At 72.6% G+C, this 20,507-nt stretch carries 18 protein-coding genes and 2 tRNA genes; 13 read left to right on the forward strand and 7 right to left on the reverse strand.

Features of this window, described 5'->3' with window-relative positions:
- Positions 1 to 133 precede the first annotated feature (133 nt).
- On the forward strand, positions 134 to 2,740 hold the full coding sequence (gene clpB, locus ACFC1T_RS02945; protein WP_375882735.1) for an ATP-dependent chaperone ClpB: 2,607 nt from the start codon (positions 134 to 136) through the stop codon (positions 2,738 to 2,740).
- A 123-nt stretch (positions 2,741 to 2,863) separates the two neighbouring features.
- On the opposite strand, the gene ACFC1T_RS02950 is transcribed toward clpB, so the two are convergent.
- The gene (locus ACFC1T_RS02950) at positions 2,864 to 3,163 is read right to left on the reverse strand and encodes a helix-turn-helix domain-containing protein (RefSeq protein WP_375882738.1); all 300 of its coding nucleotides are present in this window, start codon (positions 3,161 to 3,163) and stop codon (positions 2,864 to 2,866) included.
- Between the two features lie 336 nt (positions 3,164 to 3,499).
- Here ACFC1T_RS02950 and ACFC1T_RS02955 point away from each other — a divergent pair, with 336 nt between their 5' ends.
- From ACFC1T_RS02955 to pyrE, 6 genes are all read left to right on the forward strand, one after another.
- Positions 3,500 to 4,054 carry a YbjN domain-containing protein gene (locus tag ACFC1T_RS02955; RefSeq protein WP_375882741.1) on the forward strand — a complete coding sequence of 185 codons (555 nt, stop codon included), beginning with the start codon at positions 3,500 to 3,502 and terminating at the stop codon, positions 4,052 to 4,054.
- Between the two features lie 160 nt (positions 4,055 to 4,214).
- On the forward strand, positions 4,215 to 5,375 hold the full coding sequence (locus tag ACFC1T_RS02960; protein ID WP_375882744.1) for a pyridoxal phosphate-dependent aminotransferase: 1,161 nt from the start codon (positions 4,215 to 4,217) through the stop codon (positions 5,373 to 5,375).
- Positions 5,376 to 6,216: 841 nt separating this feature from the next.
- Positions 6,217 to 6,744, forward strand: coding sequence for a DUF2617 family protein (locus tag ACFC1T_RS02965; protein WP_375882747.1), 528 nt, complete (start codon positions 6,217 to 6,219; stop codon positions 6,742 to 6,744).
- Between the two features lie 169 nt (positions 6,745 to 6,913).
- On the forward strand, positions 6,914 to 8,557 hold the full coding sequence (locus ACFC1T_RS02970) for a polyamine aminopropyltransferase (RefSeq protein WP_375882749.1): 1,644 nt from the start codon (positions 6,914 to 6,916) through the stop codon (positions 8,555 to 8,557).
- Positions 8,558 to 8,779: 222 nt separating this feature from the next.
- Positions 8,780 to 9,865, forward strand: a complete 1,086-nt coding sequence (locus ACFC1T_RS02975; protein WP_375882752.1) for a hypothetical protein — start codon at positions 8,780 to 8,782, stop codon at positions 9,863 to 9,865.
- A 43-nt stretch (positions 9,866 to 9,908) separates the two neighbouring features.
- A complete protein-coding gene (gene pyrE / locus ACFC1T_RS02980) occupies positions 9,909 to 10,445 on the forward strand; it encodes an orotate phosphoribosyltransferase (RefSeq protein ID WP_375882755.1) in 537 nt (178 codons plus the stop codon).
- Between the two features lie 138 nt (positions 10,446 to 10,583).
- Here the strand turns inward: pyrE and ACFC1T_RS02985 are convergent, their stop codons facing one another.
- Complete coding sequence (locus tag ACFC1T_RS02985; protein WP_375882757.1) at positions 10,584 to 11,303, reverse strand: DedA family protein; 720 nt, start codon at positions 11,301 to 11,303, stop codon at positions 10,584 to 10,586.
- A gap of 387 nt (positions 11,304 to 11,690) precedes the next feature.
- On the opposite strand from ACFC1T_RS02985, the gene fbaA reads away from it, so the two are divergent.
- Positions 11,691 to 12,713, forward strand: a complete 1,023-nt coding sequence (gene fbaA, locus ACFC1T_RS02990; protein ID WP_375882760.1) for a class II fructose-bisphosphate aldolase — start codon at positions 11,691 to 11,693, stop codon at positions 12,711 to 12,713.
- 85 nt (positions 12,714 to 12,798) lie between these two features.
- Here fbaA and ACFC1T_RS02995 read toward each other — a convergent pair whose 3' ends face one another.
- Positions 12,799 to 13,230, reverse strand: a complete 432-nt coding sequence (locus tag ACFC1T_RS02995; RefSeq protein ID WP_375882763.1) for a DUF3151 domain-containing protein — start codon at positions 13,228 to 13,230, stop codon at positions 12,799 to 12,801.
- Between the two features lie 251 nt (positions 13,231 to 13,481).
- Between ACFC1T_RS02995 and ACFC1T_RS03000 the strand changes: the two genes are divergently transcribed.
- Positions 13,482 to 14,264 carry a DUF3152 domain-containing protein gene (locus ACFC1T_RS03000; RefSeq protein WP_375882766.1) on the forward strand — a complete coding sequence of 261 codons (783 nt, stop codon included), beginning with the start codon at positions 13,482 to 13,484 and terminating at the stop codon, positions 14,262 to 14,264.
- Positions 14,265 to 14,346: 82 nt separating this feature from the next.
- Positions 14,347 to 15,051, forward strand: coding sequence for a hypothetical protein (locus ACFC1T_RS03005; protein WP_375882769.1), 705 nt, complete (start codon positions 14,347 to 14,349; stop codon positions 15,049 to 15,051).
- A 20-nt stretch (positions 15,052 to 15,071) separates the two neighbouring features.
- Here ACFC1T_RS03005 and ACFC1T_RS03010 read toward each other — a convergent pair whose 3' ends face one another.
- The 4 genes from ACFC1T_RS03010 to purS form a co-directional block, all read right to left on the reverse strand.
- Positions 15,072 to 15,884, reverse strand: coding sequence for a sterol carrier family protein (locus ACFC1T_RS03010; RefSeq protein WP_375882772.1), 813 nt, complete (start codon positions 15,882 to 15,884; stop codon positions 15,072 to 15,074).
- Between the two features lie 227 nt (positions 15,885 to 16,111).
- A complete protein-coding gene (gene purL, locus ACFC1T_RS03015; RefSeq protein WP_375882775.1) occupies positions 16,112 to 18,367 on the reverse strand; it encodes a phosphoribosylformylglycinamidine synthase subunit PurL in 2,256 nt (751 codons plus the stop codon).
- Positions 18,367 to 19,044 (reverse strand): phosphoribosylformylglycinamidine synthase subunit PurQ, encoded by a 678-nt coding sequence (gene purQ / locus ACFC1T_RS03020; protein ID WP_375882778.1) that lies wholly within the window; start codon positions 19,042 to 19,044, stop codon positions 18,367 to 18,369. Before purQ ends, purL begins: the two co-directional genes overlap by 1 nt.
- Positions 19,041 to 19,295: a phosphoribosylformylglycinamidine synthase subunit PurS gene (purS, locus tag ACFC1T_RS03025; RefSeq protein WP_030278336.1), complete on the reverse strand. Its 255-nt coding sequence runs from the start codon at positions 19,293 to 19,295 to the stop codon at positions 19,041 to 19,043. Before purS ends, purQ begins: the two co-directional genes overlap by 4 nt.
- Positions 19,296 to 19,763: 468 nt before the next feature.
- On the opposite strand from purS, the gene ACFC1T_RS03030 reads away from it, so the two are divergent.
- The 3 genes from ACFC1T_RS03030 (at position 19,764) to ACFC1T_RS03040 (ending at position 20,410) form a co-directional block, all read left to right on the forward strand.
- Positions 19,764 to 20,081 carry an Lsr2 family protein gene (locus ACFC1T_RS03030; protein WP_030056585.1) on the forward strand — a complete coding sequence of 106 codons (318 nt, stop codon included), beginning with the start codon at positions 19,764 to 19,766 and terminating at the stop codon, positions 20,079 to 20,081.
- Between the two features lie 140 nt (positions 20,082 to 20,221).
- Positions 20,222 to 20,294: transfer RNA gene (locus tag ACFC1T_RS03035), tRNA-Gly, on the forward strand.
- Positions 20,295 to 20,334: 40 nt separating this feature from the next.
- A tRNA-Gly gene (locus ACFC1T_RS03040) sits at positions 20,335 to 20,410 on the forward strand.
- The last annotated feature ends 97 nt before the right edge of the window (positions 20,411 to 20,507 follow it).

The raw sequence follows: 20,507 nt of genomic DNA on the forward strand, positions 1-20,507 counted from the left end.
AGGGCCCCAGACCCCAGACCCCAGGCTCCGGCTCCGCGAGAAGCCTTCGCCCGAAAGTTGAGCGGAGTACACTCAACTTAGTGCATGCTGTACCCAGCAGCAGTGAAGGACGACGAGGGAGGATCCCCCAGCAGTGGACGCCAGCAAGTTCACCACCAAGACCCAGGACGCCCTGTCCGCCGCGATCCGGCAGGCGGGCGGCGCAGGCAATCCGGACGTCAGGCCGGTGCACATCCTGATCGCCCTGCTGGAGCAGCCCGAGGGCATCGCCCGGCCCCTGCTGGAGGCGGTCGGGGCGGCCCCCGGCCGGGTCGACGCCGAGGCGCGCCGCCAGCTGACGGCGCTGCCCAGCGCGACGGGCTCGACGGTCTCCGCCCCGCAACTGGCCCGGGACACCCTGGCCGTGCTCACCGAGGCCGGCCGCCGCGCGGACGACCTGGACGACCAGTACGTCTCCACCGAGCACCTGCTGGTCGGCCTGGCCGCCGAGGGCGGGGCGGTCGCCGAGCTGCTGGCGCAGCAGGGCGCGACGCCCAAGGCGCTGCTCGCCGCCTTCAAGGACGTCCGCGGCAGCGGCCGGGTGACGTCGCCGGATCCGGAGGGCACCTACAAGGCCCTGGAGAAGTACGGCACCGACCTCACCCAGGCCGCCCGGGACGGCAAGCTCGACCCAGTGATCGGCCGGGACCACGAGATCCGCCGGGTGGTCCAGGTGCTCTCCCGCCGGACGAAGAACAACCCGGTGCTGATCGGCGAGCCCGGCGTCGGCAAGACGGCCGTGGTCGAGGGCCTGGCCCAGCGGATCGTGGCCGGTGACGTACCGGAGTCGCTGCGCGGCAAGCGGCTGGTCTCGCTGGACCTCAGCGCGATGGTGGCCGGCGCCAAGTTCCGCGGCGAGTTCGAGGAGCGCTTGAAGGCCGTCCTGAACGACATCAAGTCCTCCGACGGCCAGGTCGTCACGTTCATCGACGAGCTGCACACCATGGTCGGCGCGGGCGCCGGCGGCGACTCCGCGATGGACGCGGGCAACATGCTCAAGCCGATGCTGGCCCGCGGCGAGCTGCGGATGGTCGGCGCCACCACACTGGACGAGTACCGCGAGCGGATCGAGAAGGACCCGGCCCTGGAGCGCCGCTTCCAGCAGGTGCTGGTCGGCGAGCCCAGCGTCGAGGACTCGATCGCCATCCTGCGCGGCCTCAAGGGCCGGTACGAGGCGCACCACAAGGTGCAGATCTCGGACGCCGCCCTGGTCGCTGCGGCCACCCTGTCCAACCGCTACATCACCTCCCGCTTCCTGCCCGACAAGGCGATCGACCTGGTCGACGAGGCGGCCTCCCGGCTCCGGATGGAGATCGACTCCTCCCCGGTCGAGATCGACGAACTCCAGCGCTCCGTAGACCGGTTGCGGATGGAGGAGCTGGCCCTGGAGAAGGAGTCGGACCCGGCCTCGGTCGACCGCCTCGCCCGGCTGCGGCGCGATCTCGCCGACAAGAACGAGCAGTTGAGCGTGCTGACGGCGCGCTGGGAGCAGGAGAAGAAGAGCCTCAACCGGGTCGGCGAGCTCAAGGAGCGGCTGGAGGGCCTGCACGGCGCGCTCGAACGGGCCCAGCGCGACGGGGACTTCGAGCGGGCGTCCAAGCTGATGTACGCCGAGATCCCGGCCGCCGAGACCGAGCTCACCGAGGCCCAGGAACGCGCCGCGGACCAGGACGCCTCAGCCTCGATGGTCAAGGAGGAGGTCGGCCCGGACGACGTGGCCGACGTGGTCGCCTCCTGGACGGGCATCCCGGCCGGCCGGCTGCTGGAGGGCGAGAGCGCCAAACTCCTGCGCATGGAGGAGGAGTTGGGCCGCCGCCTGATCGGCCAGGCGGAGGCGGTGCAGGCCGTCTCGGACGCGGTGCGGCGCACCCGCTCGGGCATCGCCGACCCGGACCGCCCGACCGGCTCCTTCCTGTTCCTCGGCCCGACGGGCGTCGGCAAGACCGAACTCGCCAAGGCCCTGGCCGACTTCCTCTTCGACGACGAGCGGGCGATGGTCCGGATCGACATGAGCGAGTACGGCGAGAAGCACTCGGTCTCCCGCCTGGTCGGCGCCCCGCCCGGGTACGTCGGCTACGAGGAGGGCGGCCAGCTCACCGAGGCGGTCCGCCGCCGCCCGTACAGCGTGGTGCTGCTGGACGAGGTGGAGAAGGCCCACCCCGAGGTCTTCGACGTGCTGCTCCAGGTGCTGGACGACGGCCGGCTCACCGACGGCCAGGGCCGCACGGTGGACTTCCGCAACGCGATCCTGATCCTCACCTCCAACCTGGGCTCGCACCACCTCGTCGACCCGGCAACCCCGGAGGACCGGAAGAAGGCCCTGGTGCTGGACGCCGTCCGGGCCGCGTTCAAGCCGGAGTTCCTCAACCGGCTGGACGACATCGTGGTCTTCGACCCGCTGGGCACCGCCGAGCTCAGCCGGATCGTCGACCTCCAGGTCGCCCGCCTCGCCGAGCGGCTGCGCGAGCGGCGGCTCACCCTGGAGGTCTCCGCGGCGGCCCGCGACTGGCTGGCGCTCACCGGGTACGACCCGGCGTACGGCGCCCGCCCGCTGCGCCGGCTGGTGCAGTCCGCGATCGGTGACCAGCTCGCCCGGGCGATCCTCTCCGGCCAGGTGCACGACGGGGACACCGTCCTGGTCGAGCGGGACGAGGAGGGCGACCGGCTCACCGTCCGCGGCCGGGGCCCGCTGGAGAAGTAACCGCCAGCCCCGCCCGTCACCGCCGGCCCACGGCCGTCACCGCCGGCCCACGGCCGTCCCCCCGCCCGCGCGAGGGGACGGCCGCCGGGCACCCGCCCAGTACCCCGGCACCCCGGCACCCGCTCAGTACCCCGGCACCCGCTCGGCCCCCGGGGCCCGCTGCTCCCGCCGCGTGCGGTCCCGCCAGGCGCGGGCCATCCGGTGCAGCTCGGCGCCCTGGGACTCCGGGAGGCTCCAGGTCTGGGTGAGCAGCCGCAGGGTGGACACCCGCGGGCAGGACACCCCCCGCTCCAGGTCGCGGATCGACCGCACGCTCAGCCCCGAGGCCTCCCCCAACTGCTCCTGCGTCATCCCCCGGTCCAGCCGGATGTTCCGCAGCAACGCCCCGAGCGAGGCGCCCTCCCCCGTCACCGTACGCTCCATCCCCGTTCCCCCCTTCGGTCCAAAACATCTCAACTCGCCCGGGAGGAAAGGCCTTTGCCCCGGGCCAGTTCCGTCGCACGCTAACCGCATCCGGCGCGTACGGCAGGCGAACCCGGGCGCCGGGCGCGTGACTTGGCTCACGCGCGCGCCGGGCGTGCGACGAGGCCGCCGCACCCCGGGCACCGTGCGTGACGGAGGCCCCCGGACCCCCCGGGACGAAGATCGACGCGCCCCCGCCGCCCCTGTGAGCGGAGCCCCGGATGAGGCAGGATGGGAGGTGGAAAGGGCGGCCTCTCATTGCCGGCCACCACGTGCACTGAGGAAGAGGGACCCCCCATGAGCATCGACCCGTCGTCCATCCCGTCGTTCGGCGTGCCCCAGGGCGGCCAGCCCGGTGGCCAGGGTGGCCGACCGGCCGGCCCTCCGCCGATCGTCGTCCCGGACCAGGCCCTGGTCGCCCAGCTGCTCGACCAGATGCAGCTCAAGCACGTCGTGGACGAGGAGGGCGACCTCACCGCCCCCTGGGAGGGTTTCCGCGTCTACTACATGTTCCGCGGCGAGCAGAAGGAGCTCTTCGCGGTCCGTGCCTTCTACGACCGCGCGTACCCGCTGGAGAAGAAGGGCGAGATCCTCGACCTGATCGACGAGTGGAACCGCGAGACCCTCTGGCCCAAGGTGTACACCCACACCCACGAGGACGGCGTGGTCCGCCTGATCGGCGAGGTCCAGATGATCGTCGGCAACGGCGTCAACCTGGACTACTTCGTCACCACCACCGCGAACTGGACCCAGGCCGCGGTCGGCTTCGAGCAGTGGATCGTCGAGCGCCTCGGCCTGCAGAACGAGATCGAGGGCGAGGACGGCGACAGCGAGGGCGGCGAGGAGGCCTGACCGAGGCCCCGGCACGCACCCCTGCGGCCCGGCCCCCGGCAGACGCCGGGGCCGGGCCGTTCCCGTACCCTCCCCGCGCCTCCCGGCCGCCGGGCCGTCCTTGTCCCCGGCCCCCGACTGCCCCAGGATGGCCCTGACGACGAGCCGTGAGGAGCCACCGATGGGTACCAGGCCGCTGCTGAACCGCCGACTTGCCGGGATGGGGACGACGATCTTCGCCGAGATGTCCGCCCTGGCCACGGCCACCGGCTCGATCAACCTCGGCCAGGGCTTCCCCGACACCGACGGGCCCGAGGAGGTCCGCGAGGCGGCCGTCCGGGCCCTGCGCGAGGGCCGCGGCAACCAGTACCCGCCCGGCCCCGGCATCCCCGAGCTTCGGCAGGCCATCGCCGAGCACCAGCAGCGCTTCCACGGCCTCGCGTACGACCCCGACACCGAGGTCCTGGTCACCGCCGGAGCCACCGAGGCCATCGCCGCCGCCCTGCTCGCCCTGCTGGAGCCCGGCGACGAGGTGATCGCCCTCGAACCCTTCTACGACTCCTACGCCGCCTGCATCGCCATGGCCGGAGCCGTCCGCCGCCCGCTCACCCTCCGGGCCCCGCACTTCCGCCCCGACCTGGACGAACTGCGCGCCCTGATCAACCCGCGCACCCGGCTGCTGCTGATCAACACCCCGCACAACCCGACCGGCACCGTCCTCACCGCCGAGGAGCTGGCCGGCATCGCCGCCCTCGCGATCGAGCACGACCTCCTGGTGATCACCGACGAGGTGTACGAGCACCTGGTCTTCGGCGCCACCCACCGCCCCCTCGCCGCCCTCCCCGGCATGCGCGAGCGCACCGTCACCATCTCCTCGGCCGGCAAGACCTTCTCCTTCACCGGCTGGAAGGTCGGCTGGGTCACCGCGAGCCCCGCCCTGGTCGCCGCCGTGCGCACCGCCAAGCAGTACCTCACCTACGTCAGCGCCGGCCCCTTCCAGTACGCCGTCGCCGAGGCCCTGCGCCTGCCCGACGGCTACTTCGACACCCTGCGCACCGACCTGCGCCGCAAGCGCGACCTCCTGCTCGACGGCCTCACCGCGGCCGGCTTCCGGGCCTTCACCCCCGAGGGCACGTACTTCGTCACCACCGACATCACCCCGCTCGGGGAGAAGGACGGCATCGACTTCTGCCGCGCCCTCCCGGAGCGCTGCGGCGTCGTCGCCATCCCCAACGCCGTCTTCTACGACGACCCGGACGCCGGGCGCAGCCTGGTCCGGTTCACCTTCTGCAAGAAGGACGAGGTCCTCCAGGAGGCCGTGGACCGCCTGCGGCGGCTCTGAGCGACCGCCGGTCTACGTCGGCGGCGCACTCGGTGCCGTGCGGAATCCGGAAGAACCGGAAGAAGCCGCCGACGTCCCACCGGTCACGAAGCCGGTCACAAAGCCAGTCACGAAGCCGGGCACGAAGTGCGGAATGCCGGGCGGCGGAATGCCCTCCCGCTCCCCCGTGCGTGCCCCAGCAGCCGCCCGTGCGATGAACATGCCCTGCTCGCACGTGAGTTGATCCGCCGACGGCTCCGCTCGGCGGCCCCGTCCGGTCCGCGCGGCGCCGCCTAGCCCGCCGGAGAGCGGTTTCTGCAAAGGGAGCGGAGGGTTCCGGGGGCCCGTTGCGCACATGGGGCGCGCGTTTCGTTTTGCGCGCCCCCTTGGACAGGGACCAATTCTGGCCCGCCGAACATGCTGATTCGACCCCCAACTCCCCTGGGTGGCATGCTCCTTTGCTGCCCGTCAGGCAGGCCTCACGGCCTGTCGGGCACACCCGGAGACCCGCCCGCACCCCCCGTGGGGCGGGCGGCGGCGCATGATGCGCGCGAAGAGCGCACGACCGGCGCACACGGCGCACGGGCCGGTGACAGGGGCGCGCGCTGTGCAGAGTCGCACACCGGGTCGATCAGAGCCGGGAAGCAGGTGTGCTCGAAACGGTGAATGCTTGACAAAGATGGGTAAATCACCGACGGACCCGGCGTATTCATGCTTCTCTGCTGCTGAATCTCCAGCCGGAATCCTTCCTTCCACGGTCGGCCGCGCCCAGGGCCGCACAGCCACGAACAGCCTCGCCATCGCCTAGGCCTACTCGCTGCTGCTCGGCGGGCGCGCACGGAGCTGAAACGCGGAGCCGAGCATGCTCACCACACTGCAGACCTCCTACACGGACACCCGCGCCGGTGACCTGGCCTGGTGCCTCGGCGGCGACCCGCTGCCCGCTCTCGCCGTCCGCGACCTGAGACTCGACGGCGGCCGCCCCGGAACCCCCGGCACCCTCCAGCTGCGGCTGCTGGGCGCCTCGCACCAGGTGGTGATCTCGGCCGGCCCCGGAGACTGCCTGGAGACCGTCGCCTGCATGCCCGGCCGCCGCACCCCGCTGCCGGCCCGGGTGGCCAAGCAGGTCGGCGGCTGGGAGTACGAGTTCGCCGCCCGCATCGAGGCCCTGCCCCCGCACGACTTCGCGGCCCGCGCCCAGGAGCTGCTGGCCCTGGTCGAGGGGCACCCGCGCGGTCTCGCCGGGGTCTTCCCGGGCGACCCGAGCGCCTTCACCGCCCTGGTCACCCAGGGCGGCACCGACCGGCTGCTCTGGCGGACCTGGCACGCCTACCCGCAGGAGGGGCAGCTGGTCTGCACCCGTTCCTCGCTGGTGGTGCCGGGGCCGTGACAGCCCACCCGCCGGGCACCAGCAGCCCGTCCGGCAGCACCGAACCGGTCATATGCCACCCGGCACAGGCCTACGAATCGTACGCAGGAACGATTCGTCAATCCGAGGGCTCCCGCTGTCCGTCGGATGGGCGCAGCGATCCGTCCCGCACGTCCCCTAGCGTTTGTTCGTGATCAACCATCCGGCCGGTCCGCCCGCACGCCCGCGAGTGGACCTCGACGACGGCACCCCACCCCGGCCCGGGCGAAGCCTCACCCCCCTGCCCGCCCGCCGTCGCTCCCGGCTGCGCTCCCGCCCCCGGCTCGCCCGGCTGACCGTCCTGCTGGCCGCGTTCGTCTGCGCGGCCTGCGGACTCGTCTACGAACTCGAACTCGTGGCGCTCGGCGACTACCTGCTCGGGGACACCGTCACCCAGACCTCCGTGGTGCTCTCCGTCATGGTCTTCGCGATGGGCCTCGGCTCCCTGCTCGCCAAACGGCTCACCAGCCGGCCCGCGACCGCCTTCGCCCTCGTCGAGTGCGCCCTCGCCCTCACCGGCGGGCTCTCCGTCCTCGCCCTGTACTCCTGCTGGGCCTGGATCGGCCGCTACCAGGCCGCGATGGTCATCCTCACCTGCCTCATCGGCATCCTCATCGGCGCCGAGATCCCGCTGCTGATGACCCTCATCCAACGCATCCGGCGCGAGGACGCCGGACGCGCCGTCGCCGACCTCTTCGCCGCCGACTACGTGGGCGCGCTGATCGGCGGCCTCGCCTTCCCGTTCCTGATCCTCCCCCTGCTCGGCCCCGGCGACGGCGCCCTGCTCACCGGGGCGGTCAACGCCGTCGCCGGGGCCGCCGTGGTGCTCTGGCTCTTCCGCGAGGAACCCGCCCCCCGGATACGACGGCTGCTCTGGGCCGGCTGCGCCCTCGTCCTCGCCCTGCTCGCCGCGGCCGCCGTCGGCTCCGACCCGATCGAACGCGCCGCCCGGCACGCCCTCTACGGCGACCAGGTCCGCTACGCCACCCGCAGCCGGTACCAGGAGATCGTGCTCACCGGCCCCGCCGAGGGCCCGCTCCGGCTCTACCTCGACGGACGGCTCGCGGTCTGCGGGCCCGACGAGTACCGGGGCAGCGAAGGCCTCGTCCACCCGGCCATGGCCGCCGGCCCCGACGCCCGGGTCCTGCTGCTCGGCGGCGGCGACGGCCTCGCCCTGCGGGAGGTGCTGCGGCACCGCGGCGTCCGCTCCGTCCGCCTCGTCGACGCCGACCCGGCGCTCCCCCGGCTCGCCCGCACCGACCCCGGCCTCGCCGCCCTCGACGGCCACGCCCTGGACGACCCCAGGGTCCGCACCACCGCCGCCGACCCGCTGGCCTGGCTGCGCGGCGCACCCGACGAGGAGTACGACGTGGTGCTCGCCGACCTGCCCGCCCCCTCGGACGGCGGCCCGGTCAAGTTCCACTCCCAGGAGTTCTACGGCCTCGCCGCCCGGCTGCTGGCCCCCGGCGGCCGGATCGCCGTCCGCGCCGGCGGGGAAGGCGGGGGCGGCGGGGACGGCCTCTGGCAGATCGAGTCCGGCCTCCGCGCGGTCGGGCTGCGGACCGCCCCGTACGCGGTCGACGGCAGCGCCACCGCCGGCTGCCGCCCGGGCCCGCCGGACGCCGCCCAGGACTTCCTGCTCGCCGCCGCCACCCCGCCCCCGCTCACCCTCGCCCCCGACGCCCCACCACCCCGGGCCCTCACCCCCGACACCCTCCGCACCTCGACCACCCGCCTCACCGCCCTCCGCCCGCCCCGCCCCCCGGCCCCCCTCACCCTGCTGGCACCGCGCTGACCCGGCGGCCGACCTCGGCGGTGCACCGGTCGGGCCCACGTCCGAGCGGTGCACCGAGCCGCGCACGAAGCGGCTCCGGGGCCCCGGGCCGGGAGCGGACGGGCCGACCGGGCGAACGGGCGCGGGACACGCCCCGGAGCCCGGGCGGGCGGGGGCGGGCCGGGGAAAGTCGGGCGGTGGTGGGTGGGGACCGGGCGGGGCCCAGTCGGTAGGCTCCGTGGCATGGAGCATGAGGTTGTCGTCCCGATGTCCGCAGAGCTGGTGCGGCAGGCCTTGCAGGATCCGGCGCTGCTGGCGCGGAGCGTGCCGGGTCTGAGCACCGAGCCGGCGGCGGTCGGGACCGGGCCGGCCGAGGAGATCGGCGGGCGGCTGAAACTGCGGATCGGCGGCTCCACGATCACCTACAAGGGCGTGCTGTCGCTGATCGAGGGCCGGGGCGGTGTGCTGACCGTGCTGGCCGAGGGCGAGGAGGCCCGGGGCAGCGGCGAGGCGACCGCCACCGTACGGGTGAGCGTCGCGGAGGGTGCCGAGGACGGCACCGCGACGGTCCGCTTCACCGGCGACCTGAGCGCCACCGGCCGGCTGACCGAGTTCGACGCCGAGACCCTCGACGCCGTCGGCCGCCGTCTGCTGGAGCGCTTCGCCCTCGCGCTCACCTCCCCGGACGCCCCGGCCGTCGGCGACGAGGAGCTCGCCGACGAGGCCGCGGACGAGGCCGGGTCGGAGCCCTCGGACGAGGCCGACGCCGGGACGGACGACGGGACGGACACCGGGACGGACGCCGAGGTGGTGTTCATCGAGGACCGCCAGGACCAGCCCGGCGACGACCTGGACGACGACCTCTCCGACCTGATCGCCTTCTCCGACGCCGATGCCGAGCGTTTCGGCCTCCCCACCGGCTCCGCCGCCGACGACGACAACGACGGCGAGGACGACATCGACGAGCGCGGCGACGGCGACGCCGCCGAGGCCGGCACCGGCGGTCCGCAGGACGGGGTCGCCGAGGAGCTCCCGGTCGAGCCGCTCTTCGCCTACGAGGACGAGCCGGAGCTCTCCGGCCCGGTCCGCCGCAGCATCGTCGGCCGTTCGGCCGAGGAGGTGGACCACGCCCCGCCGCGCGGCCGGTACGCCCCGGCGCTGCCGGCCCGCAGCGCGCGGGCCCGGGCGGCGTCCCGCTGGGGCGGCGAGGCCGGTGGCATCGTGGTGCCGGGCACGGGCGGCCGCAGTGTGGTGCCGTGGGTGATCGGCGGCTCGGTGGCCCTGCTGGGCGGCGCCGTGGTGCTGGTCAGGGCGCTGCGCCGGCGCTAGCCGCGAGCGCCCCGCAGGCCGTCAGGGCCTAGACTGAACGCTCATGAGCAACGACCGCGACGCCCTGCTGGCACAGATCAAGGACAAGGCCGTCGTGCACGGCAAGGTCACCCTTTCCTCCGGCAAGGAGGCCGACTACTACGTCGACCTGCGCCGGATCACGCTGGACGGCGAGGCCGCCCCGCTGGTCGGCCGGGTGATGCTGGACGCGACCTCCCACCTGGAGTACGACGCCGTCGGCGGCCTGACCCTGGGCGCCGACCCGGTGGCGGCCTCGATGCTGCACGCCGCCGCCGCGCGCGGGCAGAAGCTGGACGCCTTCGTGGTCCGCAAGGCGGGCAAGGCGCACGGCCTGCAGCGCCGGATCGAGGGCCCCGAGGTGAAGGGCCGCCGGGTGCTGGCGGTCGAGGACACCTCCACCACCGGTGGCTCGGTGCTGACCGCCGTCGAGGCGCTGCGCGAGGCGGGCGCCGAGGTGGTCGGCGTCGCGGTGATCGTCGAGCGCGGTGGCGCGGCCGCGATCGCGGAGCAGGGCCTGGAGTACGTGACCGCGTACGACCTGGACGACCTGGGTCTCTGACCCGTACGGGCACCCCGGGCAACACCGAGGGCCGGGCCCTGTTTCACGTGAAACCACGCGGAACGGGGCCCGGCCCTCCGTCACTGCACCGTGAAGCCGTGCAGCCGTACGCGCCGTGCAGCCGTACGCCGTGCAGCCTCAGCCGCGGCGGTGCCGCCCGCTGCCGCTCTGCACCGCGTCGCCGGCCGGGGCCTCGACGATGCCGGCCTTCTTCTTGCGGCGCTCCCGCACGACCTCGACCAGGATCGGCGAGACCGACAGCAGCACGATCAGCAGCACGGCCGGGATCAGGTACTTGTCGATCACCGGGGCGAGCGCGTCGCCGAAGAAGTAGCCGATCAGCAGCATGGACTCGGTCCAGAGCACGCCGCCGACGACGTTCCACACGAAGAAGGTCTTCGCGGGCATCTCCAGGGTGCCGGCCACCGGGTTCAGGAAGGTCCGGATGATCGGCATGAAGCGGGCCAGCACCACGGCCTTGCCCGAGCCGAACTTGTTGAAGTACTCCTCCGCCTTCACCACGTACTCGCGGCGGAAGATCTTCGAATCGGGCTTGTCGAACATCCTCGGTCCGACCTTGACACCGATCAGGTGCCCCAGCTGGGCACCGGCGATCGCCGCGATCGGACAGCCAACGAGCAGCACGGCGATCGGCAGCTTCGCACCGTCGCCGAGCACCGAGGAGGCCGCGTTCGAGGCGGCCACGCCCGCCAGGATCAGCAGCGAGTCACCCGGGAAGAAGAAGCCGACCAGCAGGCCGGTCTCCGCGAAGATGATCGCGATCAGCCCGATGGCGCCGAGGGACGAGATCAGGGATTTGGCGTCGAGCACGTTGACGGCCAGCTGGTTGTAGTCCACGGGCGCAGGATAGCGGGCGTACCTTTCCGGTGACGTCCGGCCGAGGCCCCGGACCGGGAGCGTGCACCGGGAGCGCCGACCGGGAGCGCGGACCGGGCCGGTGGGCGCGGAACCGCCGACGAGTTCCGGCCGCGCCGTCCGGTACGCCGTCCCGACAGACGGGCTCCTGCTGACCTGCGGGCACGAGTCTGGGAAGATGACACCGGCGTCCGGTCCGCAGCGGCCCACCACCCTCATGGCCGTACCGCGGAGGTCGCCTCGAACCTTGGTGCCGGAGAGCCACACCGCAGCGCCGCGCGTCGGCGGGCCGGCACGGAGTCGTCACGAAGGCGTACACAGCGTCGGACAGCACCGTCCGTACGCCGCAACCCGACAGGAGCGGATCGCATGCCCATCGCAACTCCCGAGGTCTACAACGAGATGCTGGACCGGGCCAAGGCGGGCAAGTTCGCCTACCCGGCCATCAACGTCACTTCGTCGCAGACCCTGCACGCCGCGCTGCGCGGTTTCGCCGAGGCCGAGAGCGACGGCATCATCCAGATCTCGACCGGTGGCGCGGAGTTCCTGGGCGGCCAGCACAGCAAGGACATGGTCACCGGCGCGGTCGCGCTCGCCGAGTTCGCCCACATCGTCGCCGCCAAGTACGACATCACCGTCGCGCTGCACACCGACCACTGCCCGAAGGACAAGCTGGACGGCTACGTCCGCCCGCTGCTGGCGGTCTCCGCCGAGCGCGTGGCCAAGGGCCAGAACCCGCTGTTCCAGTCGCACATGTGGGACGGCTCGGCCGAGACCCTCGCCGACAACCTGGAGATCGCCCAGGAGCTGCTGGCCCAGGCCGCCGCTGCCAAGATCATCCTTGAGGTCGAGATCACCCCGACCGGCGGCGAGGAGGACGGCGTCACCCACGAGATCAACGACGAGCTGTACACCACCGTCAACGACGCGGTGCGCACCGCCGAGGCGCTGGGCCTGGGCGAGAAGGGCCGCTACCTGCTGGCCGCCTCCTTCGGCAACGTGCACGGCGTGTACAAGCCGGGCAACGTCGTGCTCAAGCCGGAGCTGCTGCGCGAGCTGCAGGACGCGATCGGCAAGCAGTACGGCCGGACCGACCCGTTCGACTTCGTCTTCCACGGCGGCTCGGGCTCGACCACCGAGGAGATCGCCACCGCGCTGGAGAACGGCGTCGTGAAGATGAACCTGGACACCGACACCCAGTACGCCTTCACCCGCCCGGTGGCCGGCCACATGTTCGCCAACTACGACGGCGTGCTGAAGGTCGACGGCGAGGTCGGCAAGAAGAACACCTACGACCCCCGCACCTGGGGCAAGCTGGCCGAGGCCGGCATGGCCGCCCGCGTGCGCGAGGCCGCCGAGCAGCTGCGCTCGGCCGGCAAGCGCCTGAAGTAACCGGCGGCCGGCACGACCGGCGCCCGGAGTGCTGAGTGCCCCCGGTGGATCATCCACCGGGGGCACGGTCACACCGTCGGGGTGCCTACAGCTCGGTCGACTGCTTGAGCTCCGCGTACGCCTCCGCGCTGCTGTCCTTGAGGAACTGCCAGCAGCGGGCCTCCTCCTCGGTCTCCTTGATCGCGCCGGCCGCCCGGGCGAGCGCCGCCAGGCAGCGCAGGAAGCCGCGGTTGCCGCGGTGCTCCCACGGCACCGGGCCGTGGCCCTTCCAGCCGTTGCGGCGCAGCGCGTCGAGGCCCCGGTGGTAGCCGGTGCGGGCGTAGGCGTACGACTCGACGTGCCGGCCGGCGGCGTAGGCGTCGTCGGCGAGCATGGCCCAGGCGAGGCAGAAGGTCGGGAACTCCGCGGCCACCTGGGTCGGTGAGGCGGACTCCTCCGCCAGCATCCGGTAGGGCTGCTCGTCCTCGGGCAGCAGGGTCGGTTCGGGGCCGTCGAGAAGATTCCTGTGGATCGCCATGGGTGCAGTCTGCCATTCGGGGCCCTGGGGTCAACCGCCCCCCGGTGATCGGCCGCCCGCCGGCCCGACGAGCGCCGCCCAACGCACGACGGGCCCCGAAGGTTGCATACCGGGTATATGGACATTCACCCGTTCGCCATGTCAGGGTGTGGCGCGTGCCCGCAGCCAGATCCGCCCGCCGGCGAGCCGCTCAGTCCAAGAACGCTCGCAGCAGACGCCGTCGCCGGGCATCCCGCCGGATCGGACCTGGCATGCTCACGGCACTGGTGGCCTCCGTGCTGCTGTTGGGCGCCGCGGCCTTCGCCCTGGAGCGCTCCCCGGACGCCCCGGCCCCCGCCGCCTCCGCCCAGGCCCGGCTCGCCCCGCCCGCCGAACAGGCACCCGGCACCCCGTCGGCGACCCCCACCCCGACCCCGGTGAACACCCCGACGCCCACGCCCACGCCGACGCCCACCGCCCCGGACCCCGGCCCCACCAAGGGCTCGGGCACGTTCAGCACCGCCCCCGCCAACGCCAAGGCGGTCGGGCGCGGCACCGTGCGCCGCTACCGGGTGGAGGTCGAGGACGGCATCGGCATCGACGCCGCCTCCGCCGCCGCGCAGATCCACGGCTTCCTCGGCGACCGCCGCGGCTGGACCAACGACCGCAAGAACGCCTTCCAGCTGGTCGCCGGCGGCTCCTACGACTTCACCGTGAAGATCGCCTCCCCGGCCACCGTCGACAAGATCTGCGGCGCCTCCGGCCTGGACACCCACGGCGAGGTGAACTGCAACGTCGGCAACCAGGTGCTCGTCAACTCCAAGCGCTGGAACACCGGTTCACCCCAGTTCGACGGACCGCTGGACGAGTACCGGGCCCTGATCATCAATCACGAGGTCGGCCACCGGATCGGCCACGGCCACGAGACCTGCCCCGGCCCGGGCAAGCCCGCACCCGCGATGATGCAGCAGATCTACGGCCTCAAGGGCTGCACGCCGAACGCCTGGCCGTACTCCGCCGAGGGCACCTACCTGAGCGGCCCGGCCGTGCCCTGAGGGGCCTCCGGCGCCGTGCTTCGGAACGGAGTTGAGACCTGATCGGCAGTCGGCCGGGACCCCCGGCGCCTACCCTGCGACCATGACCGCTGCCCACCGCCGAAAGCTCACCGCCGTGTTCGCCGCCGGGATCGCCCTCGGCGCCGCCGCCTGCTCGTCCTCGACCGGGGGCGTCCCCGGGCCCGGCGCACTGTCCTACGGCTCCGTCCGCTCGACCGCCGAGAAGCTCCAGCAGGACAAGCAGGACACCTGCCCGTTCGGCCTCGACCTCGGCAAGGCGCTGCAGGCGGCCGGGATCCCCGGCACCGTCACCCCGGACCACGAGTACGACGGGCACGCCGTGCAGGGCAGCGTCGGCGACGGCCTGCCGCCGCAGCCGTGGCCGTCCGGCGCGAGCCACCCGCCGACCATGCCGTCGATCCCGGCCACTCCGCCGAACGCCGACGTCAGCTGCGCCTACCAGGTCGGCACGGCGCGGCTGGACCTCGAACTGTTCGCCGTCCCGCAGTCCGGGGTGGCCGTCAACATGCTCCTGCCGGGCATCCGGCGCGCCGCGGAGCTGTCCGTCGCCGAGCTCCAGCAGGTCGCCACCGAGCAGCCGGGCCCCGGCCAGACCCGGATCCTCGGCAGCAAGGGAACCGCGGCCCTCGCCCGGATCGCGCACCAGGGCGAGGGCGACATCGTGCTGATGCTGTCCCAGAACCCCGGCACCGGCGAGCCGGACCAGGCCCTCACCGGCGAACCCCTGCGCAAGGCCGCCGCAGCCCTGGTCGACCAGCTGCACTAGGACGCGTCCGGTTCGGGCCGCTACCCCAGCACCGGCAGGTACGCCCCCAGGTCGCTGCGCTCCCCCGAGGCGGACACCCGGTGGTCGGCCACCGCCGCCGCCCAGGGCAGCCGGCCGGTGGCCAGCCGGATCCAGGTCAGCGGGTCGGTCTCGACCACGTTCGGCGGGGTGCCCCGGGTGTGCCGGGGGCCCTCGACGGCCTGGACGACGGCGTACGGCGGGATCCGCAGCTCGACCGCGCCGCCGGGGGCCCGGACCGCCAGCGCGTCGGCGAGCAGCCGGGTGACGGCGGCGAGGGCCTGGCGCTCGTGCGGGAACGCGGCGGCGCCGAGGGCGTCGGCCAGGTCGTCGGCGTGCACGACGGTCTCCACCAGCCTGGTGACCAGCATGTCGGCGAGCGTCATCGAGCCGAGCCGGATCTCGAACCGCCGTACCGGGTCGGCGGCTTCGGGCTTCGCCAGCAGACCGGTCAGCGCGTCGGCGGCCCGCCCGAAGGCCGCCGCGACGGCGGCCGCGTCCCCGCCGAAGTCCGCCGCGGCCCGGTCCCGGGCCTGCTCGTCCAGCAGCGGCGCCACCGTGCCGACCGCCGCCACCCAGCCCGGCAGGTCGAGCGGCGGGCGCCCCTGGAGCGGATCGTCCAGGTGCGCGGGGACGAAGTCGAGTTGGACGGCCAGGTGGGCGAGCAGCTCCCGCACCCGCCAGTCCCCCAACCTGGTCGGCAGGTCCAGCTGTTCGTCGCCGAGGCCCGCCACGGCGGCGCGCAGCGCCCCGGTCTGGGCGGCCAGCGCGGCGCTGACCTTCTGCGGTTGGTACGTACGGGACTTGGCGGGCATGGGGCCAACATACGCCCAGGGCCTGTCTCCCGGGTTTTGTCGGATAGGCCGCGGCGTCGGGGTGCGTGCATCGCAAGGCGGAGGAGGGAGTCCATGCGGAGCATCGGCGACCGACGACAACGCGGCGAGGTGCGTGCCCCGGCGTCGCGGCCCCGGCAAGGACCCGGGAGACAGGCCCTAAGGGGCGGACGGTTCGACTGAACCGTCCGCCCCTCGACAATCGCCGGTCAGGCCAGCAGGGCCTCGATGACGCCGGTGTGGGCGTCCTTCAACTCGGCCAGCGTGACGCTGAACTGCCCCTGGACGTCGAGGCTGTCGCCGTCCACGACACCGATCCGGGTGGCCGGCAGGCCACGCGCGGTGCACATGTCGTTGAAGCGGAGCTCCTCGCTGCGCGGCACCGCCACGACGGCGCGGCCGGCCGACTCCGAGAACAGCAGGACGAACGGGTCGGTGCCCTCGGGCACGACGATCCGGGCGCCGTGACCGCCCTTGAGGCAGCTCTCCACGAGCGCCTGGCCGAGGCCGCCGTCGGAGAGGTCGTGCGCGGCGTCGATCATGCCGTCGCGCGAGGCGGCGATCAGGATGTCGCCGAGCAGCCGCTCGCGCTCCAGGTCCACCGCGGGCGGCAGGCCGCCGAGGTGGTCGTGGACGACCTGCGACCAGGCCGAGCCGCCGAGTTCGTCCGCCGTGTCGCCGAGCAGGTAGAGCAGCTGCCCCTCCTCGGCGAAGGCGACCGGGGTGCGCCGGGTGACGTCGTCGATGACGCCGAGCACCGCGACCACGGGGGTCGGGTGGATGGCGACCTCGCCGGTCTGGTTGTACAGCGAGACGTTGCCGCCGGTGACCGGGGTGCCGAGCACCAGGCAGGCGTCGGCCAGGCCGCGGGTGGCCTCGGCGAACTGCCACATCACGTCCGGGTCCTCGGGGGAGCCGAAGTTGAGGCAGTCGGAGACCGCGAGCGGCTTGGCACCGCCGGCCGCGACGTTGCGGTAGGCCTCGACCAGGGCCAGCTGGGCGCCGGTGTACGGGTCCAGCTTGGCGTAGCGGCCGTTGCCGTCGGTGGCGACCGAGACGCCGAGGTTGGTCTCGTCGTCGATCCGGATCATGCCCGAGTCCTCGCCGTGCGAGAGCACGGTGTTGCCGAGCACGTAGCGGTCGTACTGGTCGGTGATCCAGGACTTGGAGGCCTGGTTCGGGTGGCTCGCGACCTTGAGCAGGTCGGCCTTGAGGCCCTCGCCGGTGGTCGGGCGGGCCAGCCGCTCGGCGGTGGGGGCGTCGGCCTGGAGCGCGTCCTGCCAGCTCGGGCGGGTGTAGGGGCGCTGGTAGACCGGGCCGTCGTGGGCGACGGTGCGCGGGGGCACGTCCACCACGAGCTCACCGTGCCAGAAGATCTCCAGGCGCTCGCCGTCGGTCACCTCGCCGATGACGTTGGCGATGACGTCCCACTTCTCGCAGATCTCCAGGAAGCGGGCGACCTTGTCGGGCTCGACGATCGCGCACATGCGCTCCTGCGACTCGCTCATGAGGATCTCCTCCGGCGAGAGCGTGTGGTCGCGCAGGTGCACGGTGTCGAGGTCGATCCGCATGCCGCCGGAGCCGGCCGAGGCCAGCTCGCTGGTGGCGCAGGACAGGCCGGCGCCGCCGAGGTCCTGGATGCCCTTGACGAGCTTCTCCCGGAAGATCTCCAGGGTGCACTCGATCAGGAGCTTCTCCTGGAACGGGTCACCGACCTGGACGGCGGGGCGCTTGGTCGGCTTGGTGTCGTCGAAGGTCTCGGAGGCCAGCACCGAGACGCCGCCGATGCCGTCGCCGCCGGTGCGGGCGCCGTACAGGATGACCTTGTTGCCGGCGCCGGAGGCCTGCGCGAGGTGGATGTCCTCGTGCTTCATGACGCCCACGCACAGCGCGTTGACCAGCGGGTTGCCCTGGTAGCAGGAGTCGAAGACGACCTCGCCGCCGATGTTCGGCAGGCCCAGGCAGTTGCCGTAGCCGCCGATGCCCGCGACGATGCCGGGCAGCACGCGCCGGGTGTCCGGGTGGTCGGCCGCACCGAAGCGCAGCGGGTCCATCACGGCGACCGGGCGGGCGCCCATCGCCAGGATGTCGCGCACGATGCCGCCGATGCCGGTGGCCGCGCCCTGGTAGGGCTCGATGTACGACGGGTGGTTGTGCGACTCGACCTTGAAGGTCACCGCGTAGCCCTGGCCGACGTCGACCACACCGGCGTTCTCGCCGATACCGACGAGCATCGCGTCCGAATCCGGCTTCTTCTCGCCGAACTGCTTGAGGTGGACCTTGCTGCTCTTGTACGAACAGTGCTCGGACCACATGACCGAGTACATCGCGAGTTCGGCGCCGGTCGGGCGGCGGCCGAGAATCTCCCGGATGCGCGCGTACTCGTCCTGCTTGAGGCCGAGTTCGGCCCACGGCTGGGCGGCGTCCGGGGTCTGCTCGGCGTTCTTGACGGTGTCGAGGCTCATCAGGCGTTCACCAGCTGCTTGAGGACGGAAGTGAAGAAGCCCAGTCCCTCGGTGGTCGGACCGGTGAGCGGCTCCACGGCGTGCTCCGGGTGCGGCATCAGGCCGACGACATTGCCGGCGGCGTTGGTGATGCCGGCGATGTCGCGGTACGAACCGTTCGGGTTGACGTCGAGGTATCGGGCCACGACCCGGCCCTCGGCCTCCAGCTCGTCCAGGACGTGGGCCTCGGCGACGAAGCGGCCCTCGCCGTTCTTGAGCGGGACGACGATTTCCTGGCCCACCGAGTAATCCCCGGTCCAGGCGGTGCCCGCGTTCTCGATCCGGAGCTTCTGGTCGCGGCAGATGAAGTGCAGCGAGTCGTTCCGGGTGAGCGCGCCGGGCAGCAGGTGCGATTCGCACAGCACCTGGAAGCCGTTGCAGATACCGAGCACCGGCATTCCGAGCCGGGCCTGCTCGATGACGGTCTCCATCACCGGCGAGAAGCGGGAGATCGCGCCGCAGCGCAGATAGTCGCCGTAACTGAATCCGCCCGGCAGGACGACGGCGTCGACCTGGTGGAGATCCTTGTCACGGTGCCAGAGGGCGACCGGCTCCGCGCCGGCCAGGCGGACCGCGCGCTGGGCGTCGCGGTCGTCGAGGGAACCGGGGAAAGTGACGACGCCTACGCGGGTGGTCACTTCGCCGCCTCCTCGACCCGGACGGTGAAGTCCTCGATCACGGTGTTGGCGAGAAAGGTCTCGGCGGCTTCGCGGATACGGGCGAGCGCGGCGTCGTCGACCGGACCCTCCAGCTCCAGCTCGAAACGCTTGCCCTGGCGGACGTCGGCGATCCCGGTGAATCCGAGACGGGGCAGTGCACGCTGCACCGCCTGGCCCTGGGGGTCGAGGATCTCCGGCTTGAGCATGACGTCGACTACGACGCGTGCCACTGGCACTCCCGGTGGTGTCTTCGGTGAGGCGGGGGAACTCCAGACTACCGGCCGTTCGGGGCAGGATTGCTGGCCGGGGCGGGTGACGCGCGTAGACCCAGGCCCCTTACGCCACAAGGGATCCGACGCCCCCACCCCCCGCCCGGGCGGCCCCGTTTCCCGGGATTCGGGGCCCCGAACCGCGCTGCCCGAAGAACACCCGAATACGGCACTTGGGGACAGATCCTCCCGTCCCGCACTCCGGTATCCGGCAGTGCCGCGAAGACTCGTGAATATCCGGAAAAGAATGCCGAACTCTTCGATTTCGACCCCCTTCGGGTGCAGAATAGGGCCACCTGTCGCGGCAAGTGCTGCGTATCCGGCGGGCCACCAGGCCTGCCCGTATGCGCTTGCGCGAGTGGGTGCACATCAGGCCGGCGGGCGCACTCCGCGAACCGGCGGCCGAATTGCCCGAGAGGATTGACACCCATGGCTCAGCGTGTAGTTGTCACGCTCTCCGACGACCTGGACGGCGGTGCCGCAGCGGAAACCGTCCACTTCGGTGTCGACGGGAAGTCGTACGAGATCGACCTGTCCGTGGACAACGCGGAAAAGCTGCGGGAGGCCCTCGCTCCGTTCGTCGCGGCCGGCCGTCGGCAGAGCCGCACCGGAAAGTCCTTCCGCCGCACCGCGCTCACCCCGGACCCGGCCGCCGTGCGCGCCTGGGCCCTGTCGCGCGGCATGGAACTCCCGGCCCGCGGTCGCATCCCCAAGCACGTCTACGAGGCGTTCGCCGAAGCGAACTGACCCCGTCGGGGCACGCCCCAGGTCGCCCCGCCCGCCTGGACCGAAAGGGTGGGGCGACCACCTCGAACGATGCTGTAGAGTATTCCTCGTCGCCGCAACGGAGAGATCCAAAGAGGCGGCAGGTGCCCACCAGGCACCATGCGGACGTAGCTCAGTTGGTAGAGCATCACCTTGCCAAGGTGAGGGTCGCGAGTTCGAATCTCGTCGTCCGCTCGCAGTGTGCGAGCACAGCACAACTCAATAGTCTGACCATGCGGACGTAGCTCAGTTGGTAGAGCATCACCTTGCCAAGGTGAGGGTCGCGAGTTCGAATCTCGTCGTCCGCTCCAGAGCGAAGGCCCCCTCGGATCGAGGGGGCCTTCGGCGTATTCCCGCACGTTCTCCCGTGCTCCTCCCCATGACATTTGTCATCGCCGACCCGTGGAT

This window comes from Kitasatospora sp. NPDC056076 (genome assembly GCF_042266305.1).
Classification (GTDB): Bacteria; Actinomycetota; Actinomycetes; order Streptomycetales; family Streptomycetaceae; genus Kitasatospora.